Origin of the sequence: Pseudomonas sp. SORT22 (genome assembly GCF_018417635.1) — a bacterium.
GTDB lineage: Bacteria > Pseudomonadota > Gammaproteobacteria > Pseudomonadales > Pseudomonadaceae > Aquipseudomonas.
Genome location: NZ_CP071007.1, coordinates 4,812,081 through 4,831,538 on the forward strand (window position 1 = coordinate 4,812,081; position 19,458 = coordinate 4,831,538).

Annotated in this window: 15 protein-coding genes; 8 read left to right on the forward strand and 7 right to left on the reverse strand. The window is 61.7% G+C overall.

The features are described 5' to 3' along the window. The first annotated feature begins 27 nt into the window (after positions 1–27). Positions 28–2,955 carry a membrane-targeted effector domain-containing toxin gene (locus JYG36_RS22060; RefSeq protein WP_213602284.1) on the forward strand — a complete coding sequence of 976 codons (2,928 nt, stop codon included), beginning with the start codon at positions 28–30 and terminating at the stop codon, positions 2,953–2,955. Between the two features lie 65 nt (positions 2,956–3,020). On the opposite strand, the gene guaA is transcribed toward JYG36_RS22060, so the two are convergent. From guaA to JYG36_RS22080, 4 genes are all read right to left on the reverse strand, one after another. Then, positions 3,021–4,598 (reverse strand): glutamine-hydrolyzing GMP synthase, encoded by a 1,578-nt coding sequence (guaA, locus tag JYG36_RS22065; RefSeq protein ID WP_045196475.1) that lies wholly within the window; start codon positions 4,596–4,598, stop codon positions 3,021–3,023. Between the two features lie 126 nt (positions 4,599–4,724). Next, the gene (guaB, locus tag JYG36_RS22070) at positions 4,725–6,194 is read right to left on the reverse strand and encodes an IMP dehydrogenase (protein ID WP_045196472.1); all 1,470 of its coding nucleotides are present in this window, start codon (positions 6,192–6,194) and stop codon (positions 4,725–4,727) included. An 85-nt stretch (positions 6,195–6,279) separates the two neighbouring features. Next, complete coding sequence (locus tag JYG36_RS22075; protein ID WP_045196470.1) at positions 6,280–6,837, reverse strand: sugar ABC transporter ATPase; 558 nt, start codon at positions 6,835–6,837, stop codon at positions 6,280–6,282. A gap of 18 nt (positions 6,838–6,855) precedes the next feature. Then, positions 6,856–7,638, reverse strand: coding sequence for a sulfite exporter TauE/SafE family protein (locus JYG36_RS22080; RefSeq protein ID WP_502937491.1), 783 nt, complete (start codon positions 7,636–7,638; stop codon positions 6,856–6,858). Positions 7,639–7,740: 102 nt separating this feature from the next. Between JYG36_RS22080 and JYG36_RS22085 the strand changes: the two genes are divergently transcribed. The 7 genes from JYG36_RS22085 (at position 7,741) to JYG36_RS22115 (ending at position 17,038) form a co-directional block, all read left to right on the forward strand. After that, entirely contained in the window at positions 7,741–8,625 is an 885-nt protein-coding gene (locus JYG36_RS22085) for a LysR family transcriptional regulator (RefSeq protein WP_213602287.1), read from the forward strand. Between the two features lie 120 nt (positions 8,626–8,745). Beyond that, positions 8,746–10,125 (forward strand): exodeoxyribonuclease VII large subunit, encoded by a 1,380-nt coding sequence (gene xseA / locus JYG36_RS22090; protein WP_213602289.1) that lies wholly within the window; start codon positions 8,746–8,748, stop codon positions 10,123–10,125. 3 nt (positions 10,126–10,128) lie between these two features. Next, complete coding sequence (locus JYG36_RS22095; protein WP_093387011.1) at positions 10,129–10,953, forward strand: M23 family metallopeptidase; 825 nt, start codon at positions 10,129–10,131, stop codon at positions 10,951–10,953. Between the two features lie 311 nt (positions 10,954–11,264). Further along, positions 11,265–12,938, forward strand: coding sequence for a 2-isopropylmalate synthase (gene leuA / locus JYG36_RS22100; RefSeq protein WP_093387016.1), 1,674 nt, complete (start codon positions 11,265–11,267; stop codon positions 12,936–12,938). 158 nt (positions 12,939–13,096) lie between these two features. Continuing rightward, positions 13,097–14,236 carry a hypothetical protein gene (locus JYG36_RS22105; protein WP_045196463.1) on the forward strand — a complete coding sequence of 380 codons (1,140 nt, stop codon included), beginning with the start codon at positions 13,097–13,099 and terminating at the stop codon, positions 14,234–14,236. Continuing rightward, positions 14,236–15,675 carry a DUF6384 family protein gene (locus JYG36_RS22110; protein WP_213602291.1) on the forward strand — a complete coding sequence of 480 codons (1,440 nt, stop codon included), beginning with the start codon at positions 14,236–14,238 and terminating at the stop codon, positions 15,673–15,675. Before JYG36_RS22105 ends, JYG36_RS22110 begins: the two co-directional genes overlap by 1 nt. A gap of 4 nt (positions 15,676–15,679) precedes the next feature. Further along, positions 15,680–17,038: a coiled-coil domain-containing protein gene (locus tag JYG36_RS22115; RefSeq protein ID WP_213602294.1), complete on the forward strand. Its 1,359-nt coding sequence runs from the start codon at positions 15,680–15,682 to the stop codon at positions 17,036–17,038. A 66-nt stretch (positions 17,039–17,104) separates the two neighbouring features. Here JYG36_RS22115 and JYG36_RS22120 read toward each other — a convergent pair whose 3' ends face one another. The 3 genes from JYG36_RS22120 to JYG36_RS22130 form a co-directional block, all read right to left on the reverse strand. Further along, positions 17,105–17,815 (reverse strand): monalysin family beta-barrel pore-forming toxin, encoded by a 711-nt coding sequence (locus JYG36_RS22120; protein WP_213602296.1) that lies wholly within the window; start codon positions 17,813–17,815, stop codon positions 17,105–17,107. Between the two features lie 56 nt (positions 17,816–17,871). Then, complete coding sequence (locus tag JYG36_RS22125; protein WP_213602298.1) at positions 17,872–18,603, reverse strand: monalysin family beta-barrel pore-forming toxin; 732 nt, start codon at positions 18,601–18,603, stop codon at positions 17,872–17,874. Between the two features lie 173 nt (positions 18,604–18,776). Further along, positions 18,777–19,451 carry a bifunctional 4-hydroxy-2-oxoglutarate aldolase/2-dehydro-3-deoxy-phosphogluconate aldolase gene (locus JYG36_RS22130; RefSeq protein ID WP_213602300.1) on the reverse strand — a complete coding sequence of 225 codons (675 nt, stop codon included), beginning with the start codon at positions 19,449–19,451 and terminating at the stop codon, positions 18,777–18,779. Positions 19,452–19,458 lie beyond the last annotated feature (7 nt).

Sequence of the window (19,458 nt, forward strand, 5' to 3'; positions counted from 1 at the left end):
TGGGCATTCATCTGCAAGGAGATGCACATGCCCTATCAATTAAATGTCCATTCCGATTCGCTGGCCTCCAGCCAAGGCCAGAAGCAAGCGCTCGACACCATCGCCTCCACGCTGGTGACTCAATGCCCCGACATGTGGGAAATGGCCCGTGAAGTTGCCCGCAACTTGCTGCTCAAGCACACCGGACAGACTCCAGAGCCAGACACCATTTACTGGCACCGCTTCGCTGGCGCGGTAAGCAGTACACGAAGCTTCACCGGCTGGGAGCATTACGGCCCACCGCTTGAATCGATGACCTTGCCACAGTTGGTCATGCGCCGTTTCAACAGCCACGACCAGGACAACAGCGATCTGCTGCAACAGGATGGTGGCTTTTACCGAGCCGGGCCACACAGCCCGGTTTTCAACGAAACCAATGAAATTCGCATGCTGGGCCAGGATGTGCTCAATGAGTTCTGGCAGATCGACTTCAGCACGCTGTTCAACCACCGGCTCGATGCCTTCTGGCAAGCCCATGCCGATGATTTTCGCCTGATGGCCAAGGTCAACTTCCTCGCCAAGGCGTATGAGGACTATCAAAGCGGCGTGCTGTACCCGCAGCACTGCCAGGCGATCTTCAAGGCAGTGGCAGGCGACTTGCGTGCCCCGATCACCCGCAAGCAACTGGCAGATCAGGTGCAGGCGGCGCAGGGCTGGAGTGTTCGGACCTTCGACATAGGCGGCTACCTGGCCAGCGACATCGTGCGCATTGTCTCCCCTGAAGGTCATCAGTTTGTCTATATGCCCGGAGAAACAACCGCCCTGCACAGCTTCGAAACCAACAACGACCTGCACATCTGGGTGCTGCAACAGGCCTGTACCGACCTGGCCAGCCGGGCGCGCTTCGAATCGCACTTCCCGTTGTCGGTCCACCCGCCACGGGGCTCGGGCGTCGGCCTGAACAGCCTTATCGAGCTACTGGTATCCAGTTACGGTCATGCTGACCATTCGTTGATCAATCAGCTCGACCGGCCAATCGCCGGAGATCTGTTCAGCTACCTGCGCGACCAGGCCCGCGAACGCATGTATGCCGACGCCGACACGGCGCTGCGCTCGAACAGCGAACTGCGCAAACAGATGTGGATCGGTTACCTCAATGCCTTTACCAACACCTTTGGTGTCATCGGTGCAGTGTGTTGGCCAGTGGCTTTGGCAGTGGTCGGTGCGGACCTGGCCAGCCTGGGACTGAACATCGACCAGGCGGTGAACGGCGACACCACCGCAGAACGCAAGGCCGGTGTCACTGGCGCCATCGTCAGCGCAGTCAGTGCCGCCTTCGACGCCACCCTGGTATTTGGCGTCGGCGCAGCCGCCGAAGTCGCTGAAGTAGTTGATCCACTTGAAGCCGAACGCAGCGCCAGCGGCATACGCACACCTCGACCGCCCTTCGCCAGTGAAGCCCGTCCCCTGCCGGAGATAATCGATCTGCCTCTGGAGCAGCCGATTGCCAACGTGATTGTCGATGGGCAACGCCCACAACTGGAAGGCAACCTGCGCGGCACCTATCTGCTCGAAGGCCAGACCTACATCACCCTCAACGGGGATCCTTATGCGGTGTGCTACGTTGGCGAAATGAAAACCTGGGTGATCATCGATGAACAGAACCCGTACGCGTTCTACCGCAGCCAGCCCGTGAGGCTCAACGCCAATGGCCAGTGGGAACTGCTGCCCAAGCCCGGCCTGCAAGGGGGTGGCAAGTTCTGGAGCAAACATCCCTGGGGGTCCAGCGCGGCAGCGCAAACACCCGTCGTACTGCCCCTATCGCCCTATGAAGTACCGGTCGAGTTACGCGCGAAGCTGGAGAGCGCCGCCAACAACCCGGGCGATCAGTTACTCAAAGGCTATATCGTCATGAACGATCCCGAACTCAACGCTGCCGCCGAATCATTCACCCGGATACGCACGCAATTAGCGGAGGAAAGCCGCTCGTATTTTCGTACAGTGCAGGTGCAGCCCCGAGTAGAGATTCCCACGCTGGCGGCCAGCGCCACGCCCAAATCGATTTTCCAGGAGGTGTTTCAGCGCGCCGAAGGTTTGGTGATTGGCGAGCGTCACAGCTCGATTGCGAGCAAGAAGTTCCTGATCGAGAACATGGAGGTGCTAGCCAAGCAGAAAGTCCGCACGCTGTACATGGAACATCTGCTGACCGACTTCCATCAGGCCGACCTGGACATTTTCATGCGCACCGGGAAGATGCCCCCGGGCTTGAACAAGTACTTGAAAAGCCTCGATAGCGGGTTCGGAACCGACCCGTCAGGCCAGTTCACTTTCCTCAACCTGGTCAAGGCCGCCCAGCGCAACCACCTGCGCATCCAGGCCATCGACTGCATGGCCAGCTACCGTCAGACGGGCCTGGCAGACCCGAAGGGCACCCTGCGCATCGAAATGATGAATCGCTATGCCACTTCAATCATCAGTGCTGTAGAACAGCAAAGCCCGGGGCGCTGGATTGCGCTGGTAGGAGAGTCCCACGCCAACACCTTCGAGCAGGTGCCAGGGCTCAGCGAGTTGAACCAGGCAATTGGCCTGCGGGTAGCCGATGCCGAAGCAGGGACCACCGTCGGCCTGTTTGTCGATGAAGGCCGGTTTGGCGACCTGTCCAAAGGCCAGGCGCCACGCTTCGTCAAGAATGACCTGGTGCTGCGCATCGTAACTCCGGGGTCGTGGGCAGCCGATCTGACAACCCTGCACGAAACCCGCCTGCCGCGGGTCGGCATGTTCTTGATCGAGCAGCAGGGTGATCAGACTCTACTGTTTCATCGCAGCAACGACCGCTCAATCGTGCGCACCGTCATCCACATCACCGAGGACCAGGTCTCAATCGACCGGCCCTGGCCCCGCGTCCACAACCATCGCTTCAAAGACCTGCGCGAACTGGTCTCGGCGCTCAAACTCACGGGCCTGACTCAAGCCTGAAAAAACAAACGCCCCGACAAGTCGGGGCGTTTGCTTCAAGCGCTACAGCGGTTCACGCAGCAGGATCATTCCCACTCGATGGTCGCTGGCGGCTTGCTCGACACGTCGTAGGTGACGCGGGAGATGCCTTCGATCTCGTTGATGATCCGGCCGCTGACGGTTTCCAGCAGCTCGTAAGGCAGGTGCGCCCAACGCGCGGTCATGAAGTCGATGGTCTCGACCGCACGCAGGGCCACGACCCAGGCGTAACGGCGGCCGTCACCAACCACACCGACCGATTTCACCGGCTGGAACACCACGAAGGCCTGGCTGACCTTGTGGTACCAGTCGGCCTTGCGCAGTTCTTCAATGAAGATGTGGTCGGCGCGACGCAGCAGGTCGGCGTATTCCTTCTTCACTTCACCGAGGATGCGCACGCCCAGGCCCGGACCCGGGAACGGGTGACGGTAGACCATGTCGTACGGCAGGCCCAGCTCCAGGCCAAGGCGACGAACCTCGTCCTTGAACAGCTCGCGCAGCGGCTCGACCAGCTTGAGGTTCATCTCTTCCGGCAGGCCACCGACGTTGTGGTGCGACTTGATCACGTGGGCCTTGCCGCTCTTGGCGCCAGCCGACTCGATCACGTCCGGGTAGATGGTGCCCTGGGCCAGGTACTTGATGTTGTGCAGCTTGCTCGACTCGGCATCGAACACGTCGATGAAGGTGCGGCCGATGATCTTGCGCTTCTTCTCGGGGTCGGCTTCGCCGGCCAGATTGCCGAGGAACTGCTCTTCGGCGTTGGCGCGGATTACCTTGACGCCCATGTTCTCGGCGAACATGGCCATCACTTGCTCGCCTTCGTGCAGGCGCAGCAGGCCGTTGTCGACGAATACGCAGGTCAGCTGGTCGCCGATGGCCTTGTGCAGCAGCGCTGCAACCACAGAGGAGTCAACGCCGCCGGACAGGCCGAGCAGGACGTTGTCGCTGCCGACCTGGGCGCGGATCTGGGCAATGGCGTCTTCAGCAATGTGCGACGGGGTCCACAGCGCTTCGCAACCGCAGATGTCGAGGATGAAGCGCGAAAGAATGCGACCGCCCTGCTTGGTATGGGTCACTTCCGGGTGGAACTGCACGCCGTAGTAGCCACGGGTGTCGTCGGCCATGCCGGCGATCGGGCAGCTCGGGGTGCTGGCCAGGATGTGGAATTCTTCCGGGATGCGGGTGACCTTGTCACCGTGGCTCATCCACACATCCAGACCGAACACGCCATCGGCGTCAACGTGGTCTTCGATGCCGTCGAGCAGGCGGCTCTTGCCGACTACGTCGACGCGGGCATAACCGAACTCACGCAGCTCGGAACCTTCAACCTTGCCGCCCAGCTGTTCGGCCATGGTCTGCATGCCGTAGCAGATACCGAATACCGGTACGCCCAGGTCCCAGACCGCCTGTGGCGCGCGTGGGCTGTTGGCTTCGTGCACGGACTCGGGGCCGCCGGCGAGGATGATGCCGCGCGGGGCGAATTCGCGAATCGCTTCATCGTCCATGTCGAACGGGTGCAGTTCGCAGTACACGCCGATTTCGCGCACGCGGCGAGCGATCAGCTGGGTGTACTGGGAACCGAAGTCGAGGATCAGGATGCGGTGAGCGTGAATGTCGAGGGCCATGACTCAATCTCTGATGCAGCTGCAAGCTTCACGCTGCAAGCCGCAAGTTGTTCGGGAATTACGCGGTAGCCGCTGCAGAGCAACTACCGCTTGGAGCTAGAAGCTTGTCACTTGCCGCTGGAGGCGTTAGCCGACCCGATAGTTTGGCGCTTCTTTGGTGATCTGTACGTCATGCACGTGGGACTCGGCCATGCCGGCACCGGTGATGCGCACGAATTCGGGCTTGGTGCGCATTTCTTCGATGTTGGCGCTGCCGGTGTAACCCATCGAGGAACGCAGGCCGCCCATCAGCTGGTGGATGATCGCGGTCAGGGTGCCCTTGTAGGGCACACGGCCTTCGATACCTTCCGGAACCAGCTTCTCGGCACCGGCCGAGGAGTCCTGGAAGTAACGGTCGGAAGAACCCTGGGCCTGGGACATGGCGCCCAGCGAGCCCATGCCGCGGTAAGCCTTGTAGGAACGGCCCTGGAACAGCTCGATCTCGCCCGGAGCCTCTTCGGTACCGGCGAACATCGAACCCATCATCACTGCCGAGGCACCGGCTACGATGGCCTTGGACAGGTCACCGGAGAAACGGATACCGCCATCGGCGATCAGCGGGATGCCAGTGCCTTCGAGGGCCGCGGCAACATTGGCGATGGCGCTGATCTGCGGCACGCCGACACCGGCGACGATACGGGTGGTGCAGATCGAGCCCGGGCCGATACCGACCTTGACGGCGTCAGCGCCGGCTTCGGCCAGGGCCTTGGCCGCAGCGCCGGTGGCGATGTTGCCGCCGATGACCTGAACCTGCGGGAAGTTCTCTTTTACCCAGCGAACGCGATCGATCACGCCCTTGGAGTGACCGTGAGCGGTGTCGACCACCACCACGTCAACGCCGGCAGCAACCAGCGCCGACACGCGATCACCGGTGTCTTTACCGGTACCGACCGCAGCACCAACACGCAGACGACCCTGGTCGTCCTTGCTGGCCAGCGGGTAGGCCTTGGCTTTTTCGATGTCGTTGACGGTCATCATGCCCTTGAGGGCAAATTTGTCGTCGACGATCAGTACGCGCTCGATGCGGTGCTTGTGCAGCAGCTCGCGGGCTTCGTTCTTGTCGGCGCCTTCCTTGACCGTGACCAGGCGCTCTTTAGGCGTCATCACTTCACGGACGGTGGCGTCCAGGCGGTTTTCGAAGCGCACGTCGCGGGAGGTGACGATGCCGACCAGGTCGCCATTGTGCAGCACCGGAACGCCGGAGATGTTGTTCAGCCGGGTCAGTTCGAACAGGTCACGGACCGTGGCGTCAGCCTCGATGGTGATCGGGTCCTTGACCACGCCAGCCTCGAACTTCTTGACCTTGCGCACTTCGGCAGCCTGCTGCTCGATGGTCATGTTCTTGTGGATGATGCCGATGCCGCCTTCCTGGGCCATGGCAATGGCCAGGCGGGCTTCGGTCACGGTATCCATGGCGGCGGAAACCAACGGAATATTCAGCTCGATGCCACGGGTCAAACGGGTCTTGAGACTGACTTCATTGGGTAGCACCTCTGAATAACCAGGCACTAGGAGAATGTCGTCGAAGGTCAGGGCTTCTTGGCTGATACGCAGCATCGCGGGGGCTCCCGGGCGGGAAAAATGGAAGCGCGCCATTATACTCATCCAGTGCCCTTCGCTCAATGCAAAGATGGGCCTTCGGTCAGTTACCTTCGCGGCTTACCTGCACCACGGCCACCGGCTGGTCCAGCCAATCGGCGAAGTTATCCAGAAAACCCTGCCTGAACCCCGCCGCAGTCCAGTTATTGAAGATGAAACCGAGGTTGGAAAACGCACAGGGTTGCAGGAACAGAAAGCCGTTGATGTCGTCTTCATGGCCGCACAGCGGGCAAACGAAGTTTTCCGTGCGCCCGGGCATCCAGTCTTCCAGGCTCTCGAACAGCGCCACGCCGACTTCCTTGCGGCACTCGGCGCAGCCGGCTTCTTCGAGAAAGCCATCGGTGGGGGTATAGATGCAGCGTTTGGTGATCACCTCGAGGCCGTTGACCGGCTGGCCGAACGGCAGCAGTTCGGGCCGCTCGACGACTTTGCGTGCGCCCTCGGCGATGGCGTAGGCCATACGGCTACCGGTGCTGCCGCAGGTGCTCAGTTGCTCCTCAATGACTTTCTCGCGCACCAGCCAGCGCAGGATCGCCCGGGCGCGGGCCTCATGGACGGGGACGGTGGAAATCTTCGGGACAATAATGCTCTGGTTTGTCATCACAGCGGCCAAACAGGTTCAAAGATGCCAGTTTACCTCACTCAGGTAGCGGCCGATCAGGGCAATGCCGCTGGCCAGCACCAGCCAGGTGACCAGGCGCACGAAGGTCTCACGCGACATATTCAGGGTCAGGCGCCGGCCCAGGTACACACCGCCCAGCATCATCGGCGCCAGGCACAGGGCCAGTAGCAACAGCGGCAGGTCGGCATATACGCCAGCGATCAGGAACAGGCTCAGGCGCACCACAGTGCTGCAACTGATCAGCGCGCTCTGGGTCGCCCGCGCCTGCTCCTTGGAGGGCAACCGGGCGTTGAGGTAGAGCGCATAGAGAAAGCCGCCGCTGCCGAACAAGGCACCGAACAGGCCGCCCGCCGCCCCCATCGGCACCGACCAGGCCGCCGACAGCTGCGCCGGCTTGACCTTCACCGCCAGGCTGTAGAGGGCATAAGCGCTGATAAACAGCCCCATCAATAACAGCAACACGTCGGACTTGAGGTTGAGCAGAAACACCACGCCAAAGGTGCAGCCCAGCGCCATGCATGGCAGCAGGCGCATCAGCTCCGGGCGCGCCACGTCTTTGCGCGCCGGCAACCAGTTGCCGAAGGCGGCGACGAAATCCAGCAGCACCAGCAACGGAATGATCCGCGACAGCGGCATGAAGTTGATCAGCACCGGGCCGGCCACCAGCGCGGTACCGAAGCCGGCGATGCCGAAGACGACATAGGCGGCGCCAATACCCAACAGGATCGGCAACCAGTCGAGCGGGGTAAACGGTAATTGGGCAAACAGGGTGGAAAGCATGACGGTCTTCACCAGTGGAGGTGTAGAAACTTTAGCCAGCCACTAGCCATGCCGACTAATATGCAATTACCTAATCAGTCATCTTGAAACGGCATAGCTACAATGATCTCCACCCGCCAGTTGCGTTACTTCGTCGAAATTGCCGAGAGCGGCAGCTTCAGTGCTGCGGCCGAGCGGCTGTTCATCGCCCAGTCGGCGCTGAGCCGTCAGGTCAAGGAGCTGGAGTCGCAACTCGACACCCTGCTGTTCGAGCGCACCGCCCGCCTGCCGCGCCTCACCGCTGCGGGCCAGGCCTTTTTGCCGCGGGCGCGGACCTTGCTGGTGGACCTGGAAAAGGCCCAACGCCTGGCCCGTGAGGTCGGCCAGGGTGTGCGCGGCAGCCTGCGCCTGAGTCACTCGAGCACCGTGCCGCTGAGCGGGCAGTTGCTGGCGCGGCTCAGTGGCTATCTGCATGACAACCCGGGGGTGTCCATGGAGATCGCCCAGCAGTCCTCCGAGGCGCAGCTTGAGGAATTGGCCGAAGGTCGCCTGGAAGTGGGCCTGCTGCGCCTGCCGGTGCTGCGTCAGCACGAGGACGTATGTGTGCAGGCGCTGTTCGAGGAACCCTTGCTACTGGCAGTGGCTCAGGATCATCGGCTGGCCGGGGAAAGCAGCGTGCATCTGGCGCAGTTGCATGAAGAAGCCTTTATCTCCATCCCTCACCGTCAGCGTGGCGGCTTGAGCTACCTGTCTGCTCAGCTGTGTTCGCGTGAAGGCTTCTTCCCCCGGGCTGCGCGGGTGGTGTCGCGCAAAACCACACAACTGCAGCTGATCCAGGCCGGGTTCGGGGTGGCGTTGCTACCGCGCTGCATGCAGGACCTTGCGCCGGCGACGGTGAAGTTCGTGACACTGGCCGATGAAGACTGCAACAGCACCGTGGCGCTGGCGTATCGGCGCGATGCCGGAGCGCTGGTGCAAGGATTCTTGAACTGCATGCAGGACCGGTAGGAGCGGCGGTGCGGCGACCCGACTTGCCCCGCGATCAGGTACGGTCAGCCAGATCGCATCGCGGGGCAAGCCCGCTCCTACATGCCGACACCTGTGCAACATTCCTTTATGATGCAGCCCATGATCAAAGACCCCTTCGAAAGACTCGGCCTGGACCGCGAAGTCCTGACCGTCAGCCAACTCAACGGCCGCGCCCGGGTGCTGCTGGAAGACGTGTTCCGCAATGTCTGGGTCGAAGGCGAGATCTCCAACCTCGCCCGCCCGGCCTCCGGTCATGTCTACTTCACCCTCAAGGACAGCGGTGCCCAGGTGCGCTGCGCATTGTTCCGCCAGAACGCCGCACGGGTGCGCCAGGCCCTGCGCGACGGTCTGGCGGTCAAGGTGCGCGGCAAGGTCTCGCTGTTCGAAGGCCGTGGCGACTATCAACTGATCCTCGATACTGTCGAGCCGGCCGGTGACGGCGCCCTGCGCCTGGCCTTCGAAGCGCTGAAGGAAAAGCTCGGCGCCGAAGGCCTGTTCAGTGCCGAAAACAAGCGCGCCCTGCCCGCTCACCCGCAGCGCATCGGCATCGTCAGCTCGCCCACCGGCGCGGTGATCCGCGACATCATCAGCGTGTTCCGCCGCCGTGCGCCGCAGGTCGAGCTGACCCTGATCCCCACTGCCGTGCAAGGCCGCGAAGCCATCAACCAGATTGTCCGCGCCCTGCAACTGGCCGACAGTCGCGGCTTCGACGCGCTGATCCTGGCCCGCGGTGGCGGCTCGCTGGAAGACCTCTGGTGCTTCAACGAAGAAGCCGTGGCCCGCGCCATCGCCGCCTGCCAGACGCCGATCGTCAGCGCCGTTGGCCATGAAACCGACGTCTCGATCAGTGACTTCGTCGCTGACGTGCGCGCCCCGACGCCGTCTGCCGCCGCCGAACTGCTGGCCCCGGACAGCAGCGACCTGCAGCGGCGCATCGACAGCCTCAAGCGCCGCCTGCTGCTACGCATCCAGAGCCGTTTGATGCACGATCGCCTGCGCCTGGACAGCCTGACCCGGCGCCTGCGCCACCCGGGCGAGCGCCTGCGCCAGCAGGCCCAGCGCCTCGACGACCTGGACATGCGCCTGCGCCGCGCCTTCGAGCAGCGCCTGAATCAGCGCCGCGAGCGCCTCGCCCGCCTGGACACGCGCCTGGCCGCGCAACATCCCGGGCGCACCCTGACCCTGCTCAAGCAGCGCCTGGACAGCCTCGCCGAACGCCTGCCGCGCGCCATGCGCGAGACCCTCAAGGACCGTCGCCAGCGTCTGCAGGCGCAGGTCCAGACCCTGCACGTGGTCAGCCCGCTGGCGACCCTGGGCCGTGGCTACAGTATCTTGCTCGACGAGCGCGGCCAGGCCATCCGCAACGCCGCCCAGACCCACAACGGCCAGCGCCTGACCGCCCGCCTGGGCGAGGGCGAGTTGCTGGTGCGGGTCGAAGACAACCACCTGACCCCGGTCACGCTCTCTTTACTGGACTGAACCATGCCGCGTCTATTTGCCCCGCTGTTGCTCCTGTGCCTGGTGTTCGCCAGCAGCGCCCAGGCCAGCTACATCACCCGCCAACTGAACAAGCCGGTACCCGGCGGCGTCGCCGTCGTCGACCTGGGCCCGGCCGCCACGCCACCCAGCGCGCGCTTTGATGGCAAGCCAGTGCTGGTGGTCCGGGAACAGGACACCTGGCTGGCCATCGTCGGCCTGCCACTGACGCAAAAGCCCGGCACCGCGCAGCTCACCCAGGGCAGCCGTACCCTTAGCTTCAACGTGGGCAGCAAGAAGTACCCGGAACAGCGCATCACCTTGAAGAACAAACGCCAGGTCAACCCCGACCCTGCCGACCTCAAGCGCATCGACGCCGAGCTGGCCGAGCAGATCAAGGCCTACCGCAGCTTCAGCCCCACCCTGCCGAGCAACCTGATTCTCGACAAGCCGGTCAACGGCCCGCTGTCGAGCAAGTTTGGCGTGCGCCGCTTCTTCAATGGCGAAGAACGCAACCCGCACGCCGGCCTGGATTTCGCCGTACCCGCCGGCACGCCGATCAAGACCCCGGCCAACGGCAAGGTAATCCTCATCGGCAATTACTTCTTCAACGGCAACACCGTGTTTGTCGACCACGGCCAGGGCTTTATCAGCATGTTCTGCCATATGTCGAAGATCGACGTAAAGCCCGGTCAGCAACTGAGCCGCGGCGCCGTGGTTGGCCGCGTCGGCGCGACCGGCCGCGCCACCGGCCCGCATATGCACTGGAACGTCAGCCTCAATGATGCGCGGGTCGATCCGGCGATCTTCATCGGCGCTTTCCAGCCCTGAGGCCTGGCTTGCGCCATTCAAAAAGACCGCGCAACTGGCGCGGTCTTTTTATTTATAAATCGCCATAAAATCTCGACAAAACTGGTTTTTTAAGCATTTATCTCAATTTTCTCGCAAGGCTTGCCATCTTTAACCCCACTGGTTAGGGTTGAAGCCATGAAAACCTTTCAGACCCTCATCCTGCTTCGTCAACACCGCAGCCTCTGCCTGGTCAGTGCACGACTACCAAGCTGAATCGCGTCGCCTCGCCTTTTCATCTCGTTTTCGTTCGGCGGGCCCCTTTCAAGGCCGCACATTCAAGGATTGCTTTCATGACCATGCTCAAAGACCCTTCGAAAAAATACAGCGCCTTTGCGACCGTCAACCTGGCGGACCGCACCTGGCCTTCGAAGACCATCACCCAGGCGCCGATCTGGTGCAGCTCGGACCTGCGCGATGGCAACCAGTCGTTGATCGAGCCCATGGATGCGGCGAAGAAACTGCGCTTCTGGAAGACCCTGGTCAGCGTTGGCGTAAAAGAAATCGAAGCCTCGTTCCCGTCCGCTTCGCAAACCGACTTCGACTTCGTTCGCACCCTGATCGAAGATGGCCACATCCCGGACGACACCACCATCCAGGTGCTGACCCAGGCCCGTGAAGACCTGATCGCGCGCACCTTCGAATCGCTGCGCGGGGCGAAAAAGGCCATCGTCCACCTGTACAACGCCACCAGCCCGTCGTTCCGCCGCATCGTCTTCAACCAGGACAAGCAAGGCGTCAAGGACATCGCCGTGAACGCGGCCAAGCTGTTCGTCAAATATGCCGCCCAGCAGCCACAAACCCAGTGGACCTTCCAGTACTCGCCGGAGACCTTCAGCGCCACCGAGCTCGAGTTCGCCAAGGAAGTCTGCGATGCAGTGATCGAGGTGTGGAACCCAACGCCTGAACACAAGATCATCCTCAACCTGCCGGCCACCGTCGAAGTCTCGACGCCGAACATCTATGCCGACCAGATCGAGTGGTTCGGCCGCAACGTCAACCGTCGTGACAGCGTTATCATCAGCCTGCACACCCACAACGACCGTGGTACTGGCGTTGCCGCCACCGAGCTGGGCCTGATGGCCGGCGCCGACCGTGTCGAGGGCTGCCTGTTCGGCAACGGCGAGCGTACCGGCAACGTCGACCTGGTGACCCTGGCATTGAACCTCTACACCCAGGGCATCGACCCCGAGCTGGATTTCTCCGACATCGACGGCGTGCGCAAGGTGGTCGAGGAGTGCAACCAGATTCCGGTGCACCCGCGTCATCCGTATGTCGGCGACCTGGTTCACACCGCATTCTCCGGCTCGCACCAGGACGCCATCCGCAAAGGCTTCACCCAGCAGAAAGACGATGCCAAGTGGGAAGTGCCGTACCTGCCGATCGACCCGGCCGACATCGGCCGCAGCTACGAGGCAGTGATTCGCGTCAACAGCCAGTCGGGCAAAGGCGGTATCACCTACCTGCTCGAACAGGAATACGGCATCAGCCTGCCACGGCGCATGCAGATCGAGTTCAGCCAGGTGGTTCAGGGTGAAACCGACCGCCTGGGCCTGGAGATGACCGCCCAGCAGATCCACTCGCTGCTGCACCGCGAGTACCTGCAGGCCAACGCGCCGTACGCGCTGGTCAGCCATCGCCTGCAGGAAGAGAACGGCCACAGCGCGGTGGAAGTGGAAGTTGCCGGTGAAGGCGAAACCACCCTGCACTGGCGCGGCAAGGGCAACGGCGCCCTTGAAGCCCTGGTGGCCGGCTTGCCGGTCGCCGTCGAGATCATGGACTACAACGAGCACGCCATCGGCGCCGGCACCAACGCCAAGGCCGCGGCCTACATCGAACTGCGCGTGGCCGGTGGTCGTCCGGTGCACGGCGTGGGTATCGATGAAAACATCACCACCGCGAGCTTCAAGGCGCTGTTCAGTGCACTGAACCGTTCGCTGAGCCAGCAGGCAGCCAAGGCGGCCTGAGCCCTGAACTGAGCTGCAACCGAGTGCCCGCCTCCCTCCGGAGGCGGGCACTTTCGTTTGCGTGCAATAAAAATCGTCGGTCAGCTTGCCGGCAACCCCCGGTATACTCCCCTCCTCGCTTTACCTTGCGCTGCGCGCACATCATGAAAGGACACTCGATGAGCAACTACCTCGAGCGGGCACTGAGCGGCCTGCGCACCATCGGCATCAACCTCGTTCGTCCGGTCCAGGACGCTCCGGTACTGGTACTGCTCGACCGTGTGGCGCAATACGACAGCAGCAAGGTCACCTCGATCGCCGCCGTGCTGCAGCAAGCCACCGCCTTCAACAGCATGGTCCGCGAGCAGATCGAGGGCATGGACATTTCCACCCGCTTCATGGACATCACCCAGAGTTTTACCTCGATCCGCGAAGACGCCGCCGCCATGGCCGGCTGGATGGACGACGGGCGCCTGGACAGCATGGAAAAACTCAAGCTGGCGTGGATGAATGTACGCCGTGGCTCGATCCCCAGCCGCTTCAACGACATTCGCGACAACTACCTGCAAGTGTGCAAGTCGGCCAACGACCAGATCAGCCGCGAGACGGTGATCCTCGAGTCCTACCTGGATTTTCGCATGGCCATGAAAGCCGCCGAGGTCGAGGCCCAGCAAGTGCTGGCGATTGCCGGCCAGGCCCTGGAGCAGCGCACGGTCGAGCTTAACGAAGCCAACCAGCAAGTCGCCGCAGCCGAGTCGGCCGAGCCTGCCCAGCGCTCCGCCCTTGAGCTGCGCCGCGATGAAGCCGTGCGCGCCCTGCAGGATGAAGACAAGCGCTACCAGATCGTCAAGGACATCGCCGACGACCTCAAGGTCGGCTACAACACCGCCGAGATGGTCTTCGCCCGCATCAACCAGGTGCACGTGATCAAGGAGCGCCAGTACCAACGCATGGTCTCGTTCTTCTCGACCAACGAGGTGGTACTCACCGGCCTTGCGGTCTCGTTCACCGCCAACAGCGGCCTGGCCGAAGCCACTCATACCCTCAATGCCACCACCGATGGCATCAGCAAGGGCCTCGAAGCCCTGGGCACTACCGGCAACCAGCAACTTGAAGCTGCGGTCAAGGCCAGCTACGGCTCGACCATCAAGGTCGATTCGGTTCGCGCCCTAGCCGATGCCACGCTGTCGTTCCAGAACGACATGCACAGCCTGACCGAAACCTACCGGGCCGAGTCGAGCAACGCATCGCGCGACATCGCCGCTGCGGTCGAGGACTCCAAGCGTAAGTTCGCCGCACTGCTCAGCAAGGCGGCCTGATGAGCAGTATTCCACTCTCCGAACAGCTCGGAGCGATGGCGTTCGTCGACGAATTGCGCCACCAGCAGATGCAGGTCCAGGAACACTTGGACCTGCCCAAGCGCCGCGCGGAAGTTGCGGCGCGCATCCGGACCTATTACCAAAGCCACAACATCGCTTTCGATGAGGCCTTGATCGAACAAGGCGTGCGTGACTTCTTCGCCCGCCGCCTGATGTTCGAGGCACCACCGCTGAGCTGGCGGCAAAAGCTGCTGAGCAAGGCGTCGATGGCGCGCAGCCAATTGTTCAAGCTGGTCCTGGCGATCATCGCCGCGGCGCTGATCACCCAGTGCACACGTATTGTCCATGACAGCGGCATTACCGTCGAAATCGAAAACAGCGCCCGTGACCTGCGCCGCCATGATGAAGACGTGCGCGCTGACATCCAGCTCAAGCACGAGCAGCTCAGGCAGTGGCAGCAAAAGGCGCAGGCTCAGCCCGATGCCGCCGTCAGCCGCATCCTCGATCAGGTCCGGCAAACCTTGCCGCCGCTGGACCAGAGTTTTGCCAGCGATGTGCCGCAGTTCGTCAACAAGACCAACCGCGACAACGTCAAAAACCTGGTCACGATGCACGAGGCGCAGATCGAGCAGGCCCGCAAGGCCGTTTCCTCGGCCCGCGCAGCCTTTACCACGGTAGAGGGTATCTACCCGCAGCGCGATAACCTCGCCAGGCTCCTGGCGATGCCAGCCTACCTCGAAGGCCTGACGCCGTTCCCCACGCTCAAGGCGCTTGCCGAATCGGCTGACCGGCAACTGCTGCAGGTTAACGATGGCGATACGCTCAAAGCGGCCAGCCAGCAAGTGGCCAAACTGGATCTTGAGATCGAGCGCATCGCCTACTGGCTCGAACAGAGCACCCTGCGCGATCAGTTGCAGCAGCGCCTGCAAGCAATGCCGCTGGCCGCCGGTGACCGCGCGCAACTGCAAGCGCTGCTGGCACAAGCCAACAATAGCCTGCATGAGCAGAACGTCCTCCAGGCCCGTTATCAGCTCGAGCACCTCAAGCGGATGCTCGACTTTGCCGCCGTGCCATTGACTGTGCAGATCGTCGACCGCACCGGGATCAAGTCCGGGGTCGAACGTTGCTACGACCCCGCCGGCTGCAACCGCGGCGAAGACACCGACAAGGGCAAGAGCTGGTTCCTGGTGGTCGAGGCCACCGACGCTGGCGGCATCAGCACTGAAGTGCCGGTTACCAGCGCCGAAACCGGCAAGCAGCGCTGGGCTCGTTTGTTCGCCGTGCGCGTCAGCCAGGCCGAATACCTCAAGGTCAAAGCGGACAAGCTCGACGATGGCCATGTCGATAACCGCATGATGGGCAGCAAGGCTGCCAACTCGCTGACCCTGCGCTTCAATCAGCGCACCACGGGCAACCCTGACATGATCATGGACTGGTGAACACATGACCCCTTCTACCCTCACCGGCACCGTGGCGCAAAACGCTCGCAGTTGCGAGGCCTTGCTGCGTAGCGCCGAGCAGTTGCTGTCGGCCCTGAGCAGTCAGGAAGCGCGCCTGGAACAGGACATTCTCACCCGCCTGAGCAACATCGCCACACTCAAGCTTGAACATCGCCCGGCCCTCGATCAGGACACCCTGCAGCAACTGCAGGCACGCCAGGACGCCGAAGCGCAATCGCGCGCCGAACTTGCCCGGCTCGAAACCGATATCGCCGAGTCGCTGGCCGCCCAGCACGCGGTGCGCAGCCAGATTGAAAGCATCGACCGCCAGGTCAAGCAGCAACTGGCACTCGAACCGGCCTGGTGTGAGCTGGCCGAGCAGTTGCTGGCCGCGCAAGAGGCCAACACTGAAGCCAATACCGGCTACCAGGAAATCCGCCAGGAGTGCGTCGACAAGCTACCCTCCTACAGCGCCAACCCGATCTACTACCACCTGCTCAAGCGCGACTACGGCACTGAGCAGTACCGCCACAACTTTCTGCACCGCTGGCTCGACAACAAGCTTGCCAAGCGCGTCAACTTTGCCGGCAACCGCAACAACGAGCTGATCCTGCGGGCCATGCAGACCCGCAACGAAGAGCTGCAAGGTGAGCGCCTGAGCCTGATAGCCGGGTTGCAGGAGGCAATCGAGCAGCAACTTGCCCAGGCGCGCACAACCGCAGGCATGGACCCGCTGAGCCGCGAAGACGTCACCCTGAACAAGCACATCGTCGCCGCCAAGGCCCGGGCCAACGAGCAGCACCTGAAACTGGCCAATTTTGCCGGCAAGCAGGACCCGCATTACCTGCGCATCCGCCAGAACATCACCGAGCGCCTGCAGGCGCAAACCATCGAGCAACTGCTGGTCGAAGTACAAAAGACCCCGGACAGCAACGACGACAAGATCGCCGCCCAGCTCAAGGAACTGTACCCGCGCCTGCGTGACGTCCAGGACCGTTTGCCGAAGCTGCGCGAGGAGCATGACCGCGCCCTGCACAATTATGAGCGAGCCAAGGAACTGGAGCGGGCGCTGCGCACCGACTATTACCGGGACAGCGACTACACCTACAACACGACCTTGAGCATCGAGCGCCTGCTGACCGATTACATGACCCGCGACCTCAGCCTGCACGCCCTGGAAACCGTGCTGCAAAGTGGTCGGCGCCTGGTGCCGCGCAGTTCTTCGTCGAGCAGCTCTACGTCATTCAGCTGGTCGAGCTCCGGCTCCAGCAGTTCGAGTTCGAGCTCAAGCTCAAGCGCCAGTGACTTCTCCACCTCCAGCAGCAGCGGTGGTGGCAGCTTCAGCACCAGCGACAGCTTCTAAGTGCTATGCCGGTCTTGCCCGTATTTCAGGCGTGACCGGCATGCTGGCCATCAGTCTTTGAGGTAGTCAGAAACTCCAGAAACCGATTTCACCCTGCTCTTCGTTATAGTGCTGGTAACCTTCAAACAGAACCGACTTTTTGATCTGCTCCCAACTGTAGGGGTTGATCGACGCGTCACTAGGCAACATGACAATTTTCTGGGTGGCAAACGAGGTGAGAAAGATCAGGTCCTCGCGTGTTACGCGTTGAAACTCGTCAACGACCAGATCGACAATATTGTTGTCCGCCGCCAGTTTAAACTTACCGCCCCCCAGCATCTTGTTCGCATAGACCATGTTGACTTGATATACATAGTTCGTCGCATGGGCAGGAACCGACAATGAACACTCGTCAGTGCTGGACTCGGAAAAGGTCTCACCGTAGACACTGGACTCAGTAATCTCCGCCCCCAACCTGATCGCCCCTAACTTTATCCCGGCGCCGTAGGTTTTCGAGATGGCGGTTGCGTAACTTTTGCTCATCCCTTGCTGGGTAGTCACTTTGAACGTCTGCTCGACACTGAGCTTGTTAACCAGCGGCCTGAGGTATTCCAGGTAGGCGAAGATGGCTCGCGTCTCAACATCCCAAGAGGAGCCCAGGTAGTTGACGTGCCCTTTCACGGTGTCGCGATTTACCCAGCATCCATAATTGGATGCGCCTTCTGCAAACAAGTAGTGATCAATTTCGTAGTCGCTCTCTATGAAAGGCAAGTTGCGTATTTCCGGTTGCTTATTCATCGGTGAATTCCTTGTCGAAACGGGTGTCGTCGGTAATATCCAGGTACGCCTGTTGATCAGTAGCGTTTTCGTGGATCCACAAGAGCGTCCATATCAAAACTCCAGGCGCGGGCATCGCCAGCCGTGGAGTAGTTATCGAGCAGTATCAATTTGAACAGGTCGTCTCTGGACAGAGGCGGCTGCGCGCCTTGCACCTGCTCGTTGGCACAAAGCCGACTGGTTGCCACCGAAGTAAGCAGTATCAAGTCGTTTTTCCCACCCGTGCGCACGACGCACGCATGATTGGAGCTGAACAGGCCACCGATAGTGTCAGCAGCACCGAATACGCGATGGGCATAGACCAGTGCTACCTGATAAACCAAGTAGGTCGCACTACCCGGGACGAGTAACGATTGTTTTTTCGGCCGTGCAGGTGCCCAGGCCTGCTCGGAATTCATCCCGGTTTGAAGATTGGAAAACGCATTGACCTGATCAATCGCCGGTGCCACGGAACAGTCTTTTGCCGTGCCCTTGAAGAACCAAAGGTGATGCCCCTGGGCAGCGGTGACTTCTATGCCCTGATCGCCTGTAGCCTGTATCACTCGCGTATCAACATAGGCCAGATAGGCAAAAACCGGCCGGCTGATGGTCGGCCATTTACGCCCTTTGAAGCTGACTTCGCCGTAGATTGACTGCCCGTTCACCCAGCAGCCTCGATTGAAATTTCGATCGCCAATCAGATAGCGTTCAATTTCGTACGACCCGCTCTTGAGCGGGAAGCCGATGGCTTCATGTACTTCTTCTTGCATAACGCACCTCAGTTAAAAGTCGTGCAGCCTCTTAACCGTACGGCGCGGTCGACAATCGCGACAGCCGGACGCCCTTCCCTACAACGCCAGCTGCATCGAAATATCACCGGCAAAAAAAAAGGTGCGCCGACCAAGCGCACCTCAAAGCCGTGTAGCACACAACGAATTCGGTTTCAGTCCAGCAGTGCCAGGGCCTCGGCGCTGCAGGCTTGGATACGGGCCCAGTCGTGATTCTTGATCCAGCTGCTGTCAAGCATCCAGGTACCGCCCACGCACATCACATTGGCCAGGGCCATGTACTGTTTCACATTGCCCGGGTTGACCCCGCCGGTGGGGCAGAAACGCACGTCGCCGAACGGGCCGCCATAGGCCTTGATCGCCGCTACACCGCCGCTGATTTCGGCCGGGAACAGCTTGAAGCGCCGGTAGCCGAGGGCATAGCCCAGCATGATTTCCGACGGCGTGCTGATACCTGGCAGCAGCGGGATGTTGCTGTCGACGCCGGCCTCGAGCAAATCCTGGGTGATGCCCGGGGTGACCACGAACTGCGCGCCGGCCGCTTGCACGGCGGCAAACATCTTGCGGTCCAGGACCGTGCCCGCGCCGATGCACAACTCGGGGCGCTGCTCGCGCAGGACCTGGATGGCCTTGAGGCCATGGGAGGAGCGCAGGGTCACTTCCAGGGTCTTGATACCACCGGCCGCCAGGGCGTCGGCCAGGGGCAGGATGTCTTCTTCCCGGGCGATGGTGATCACCGGCAGAATGCGCGCCTGGGTGCAGATCTGATCGATCCGGGCAATCTTGTCGGCCATGGAAGCTCCCGGCTGTTTCAGTTCATGCGTGGTCATAACGGCG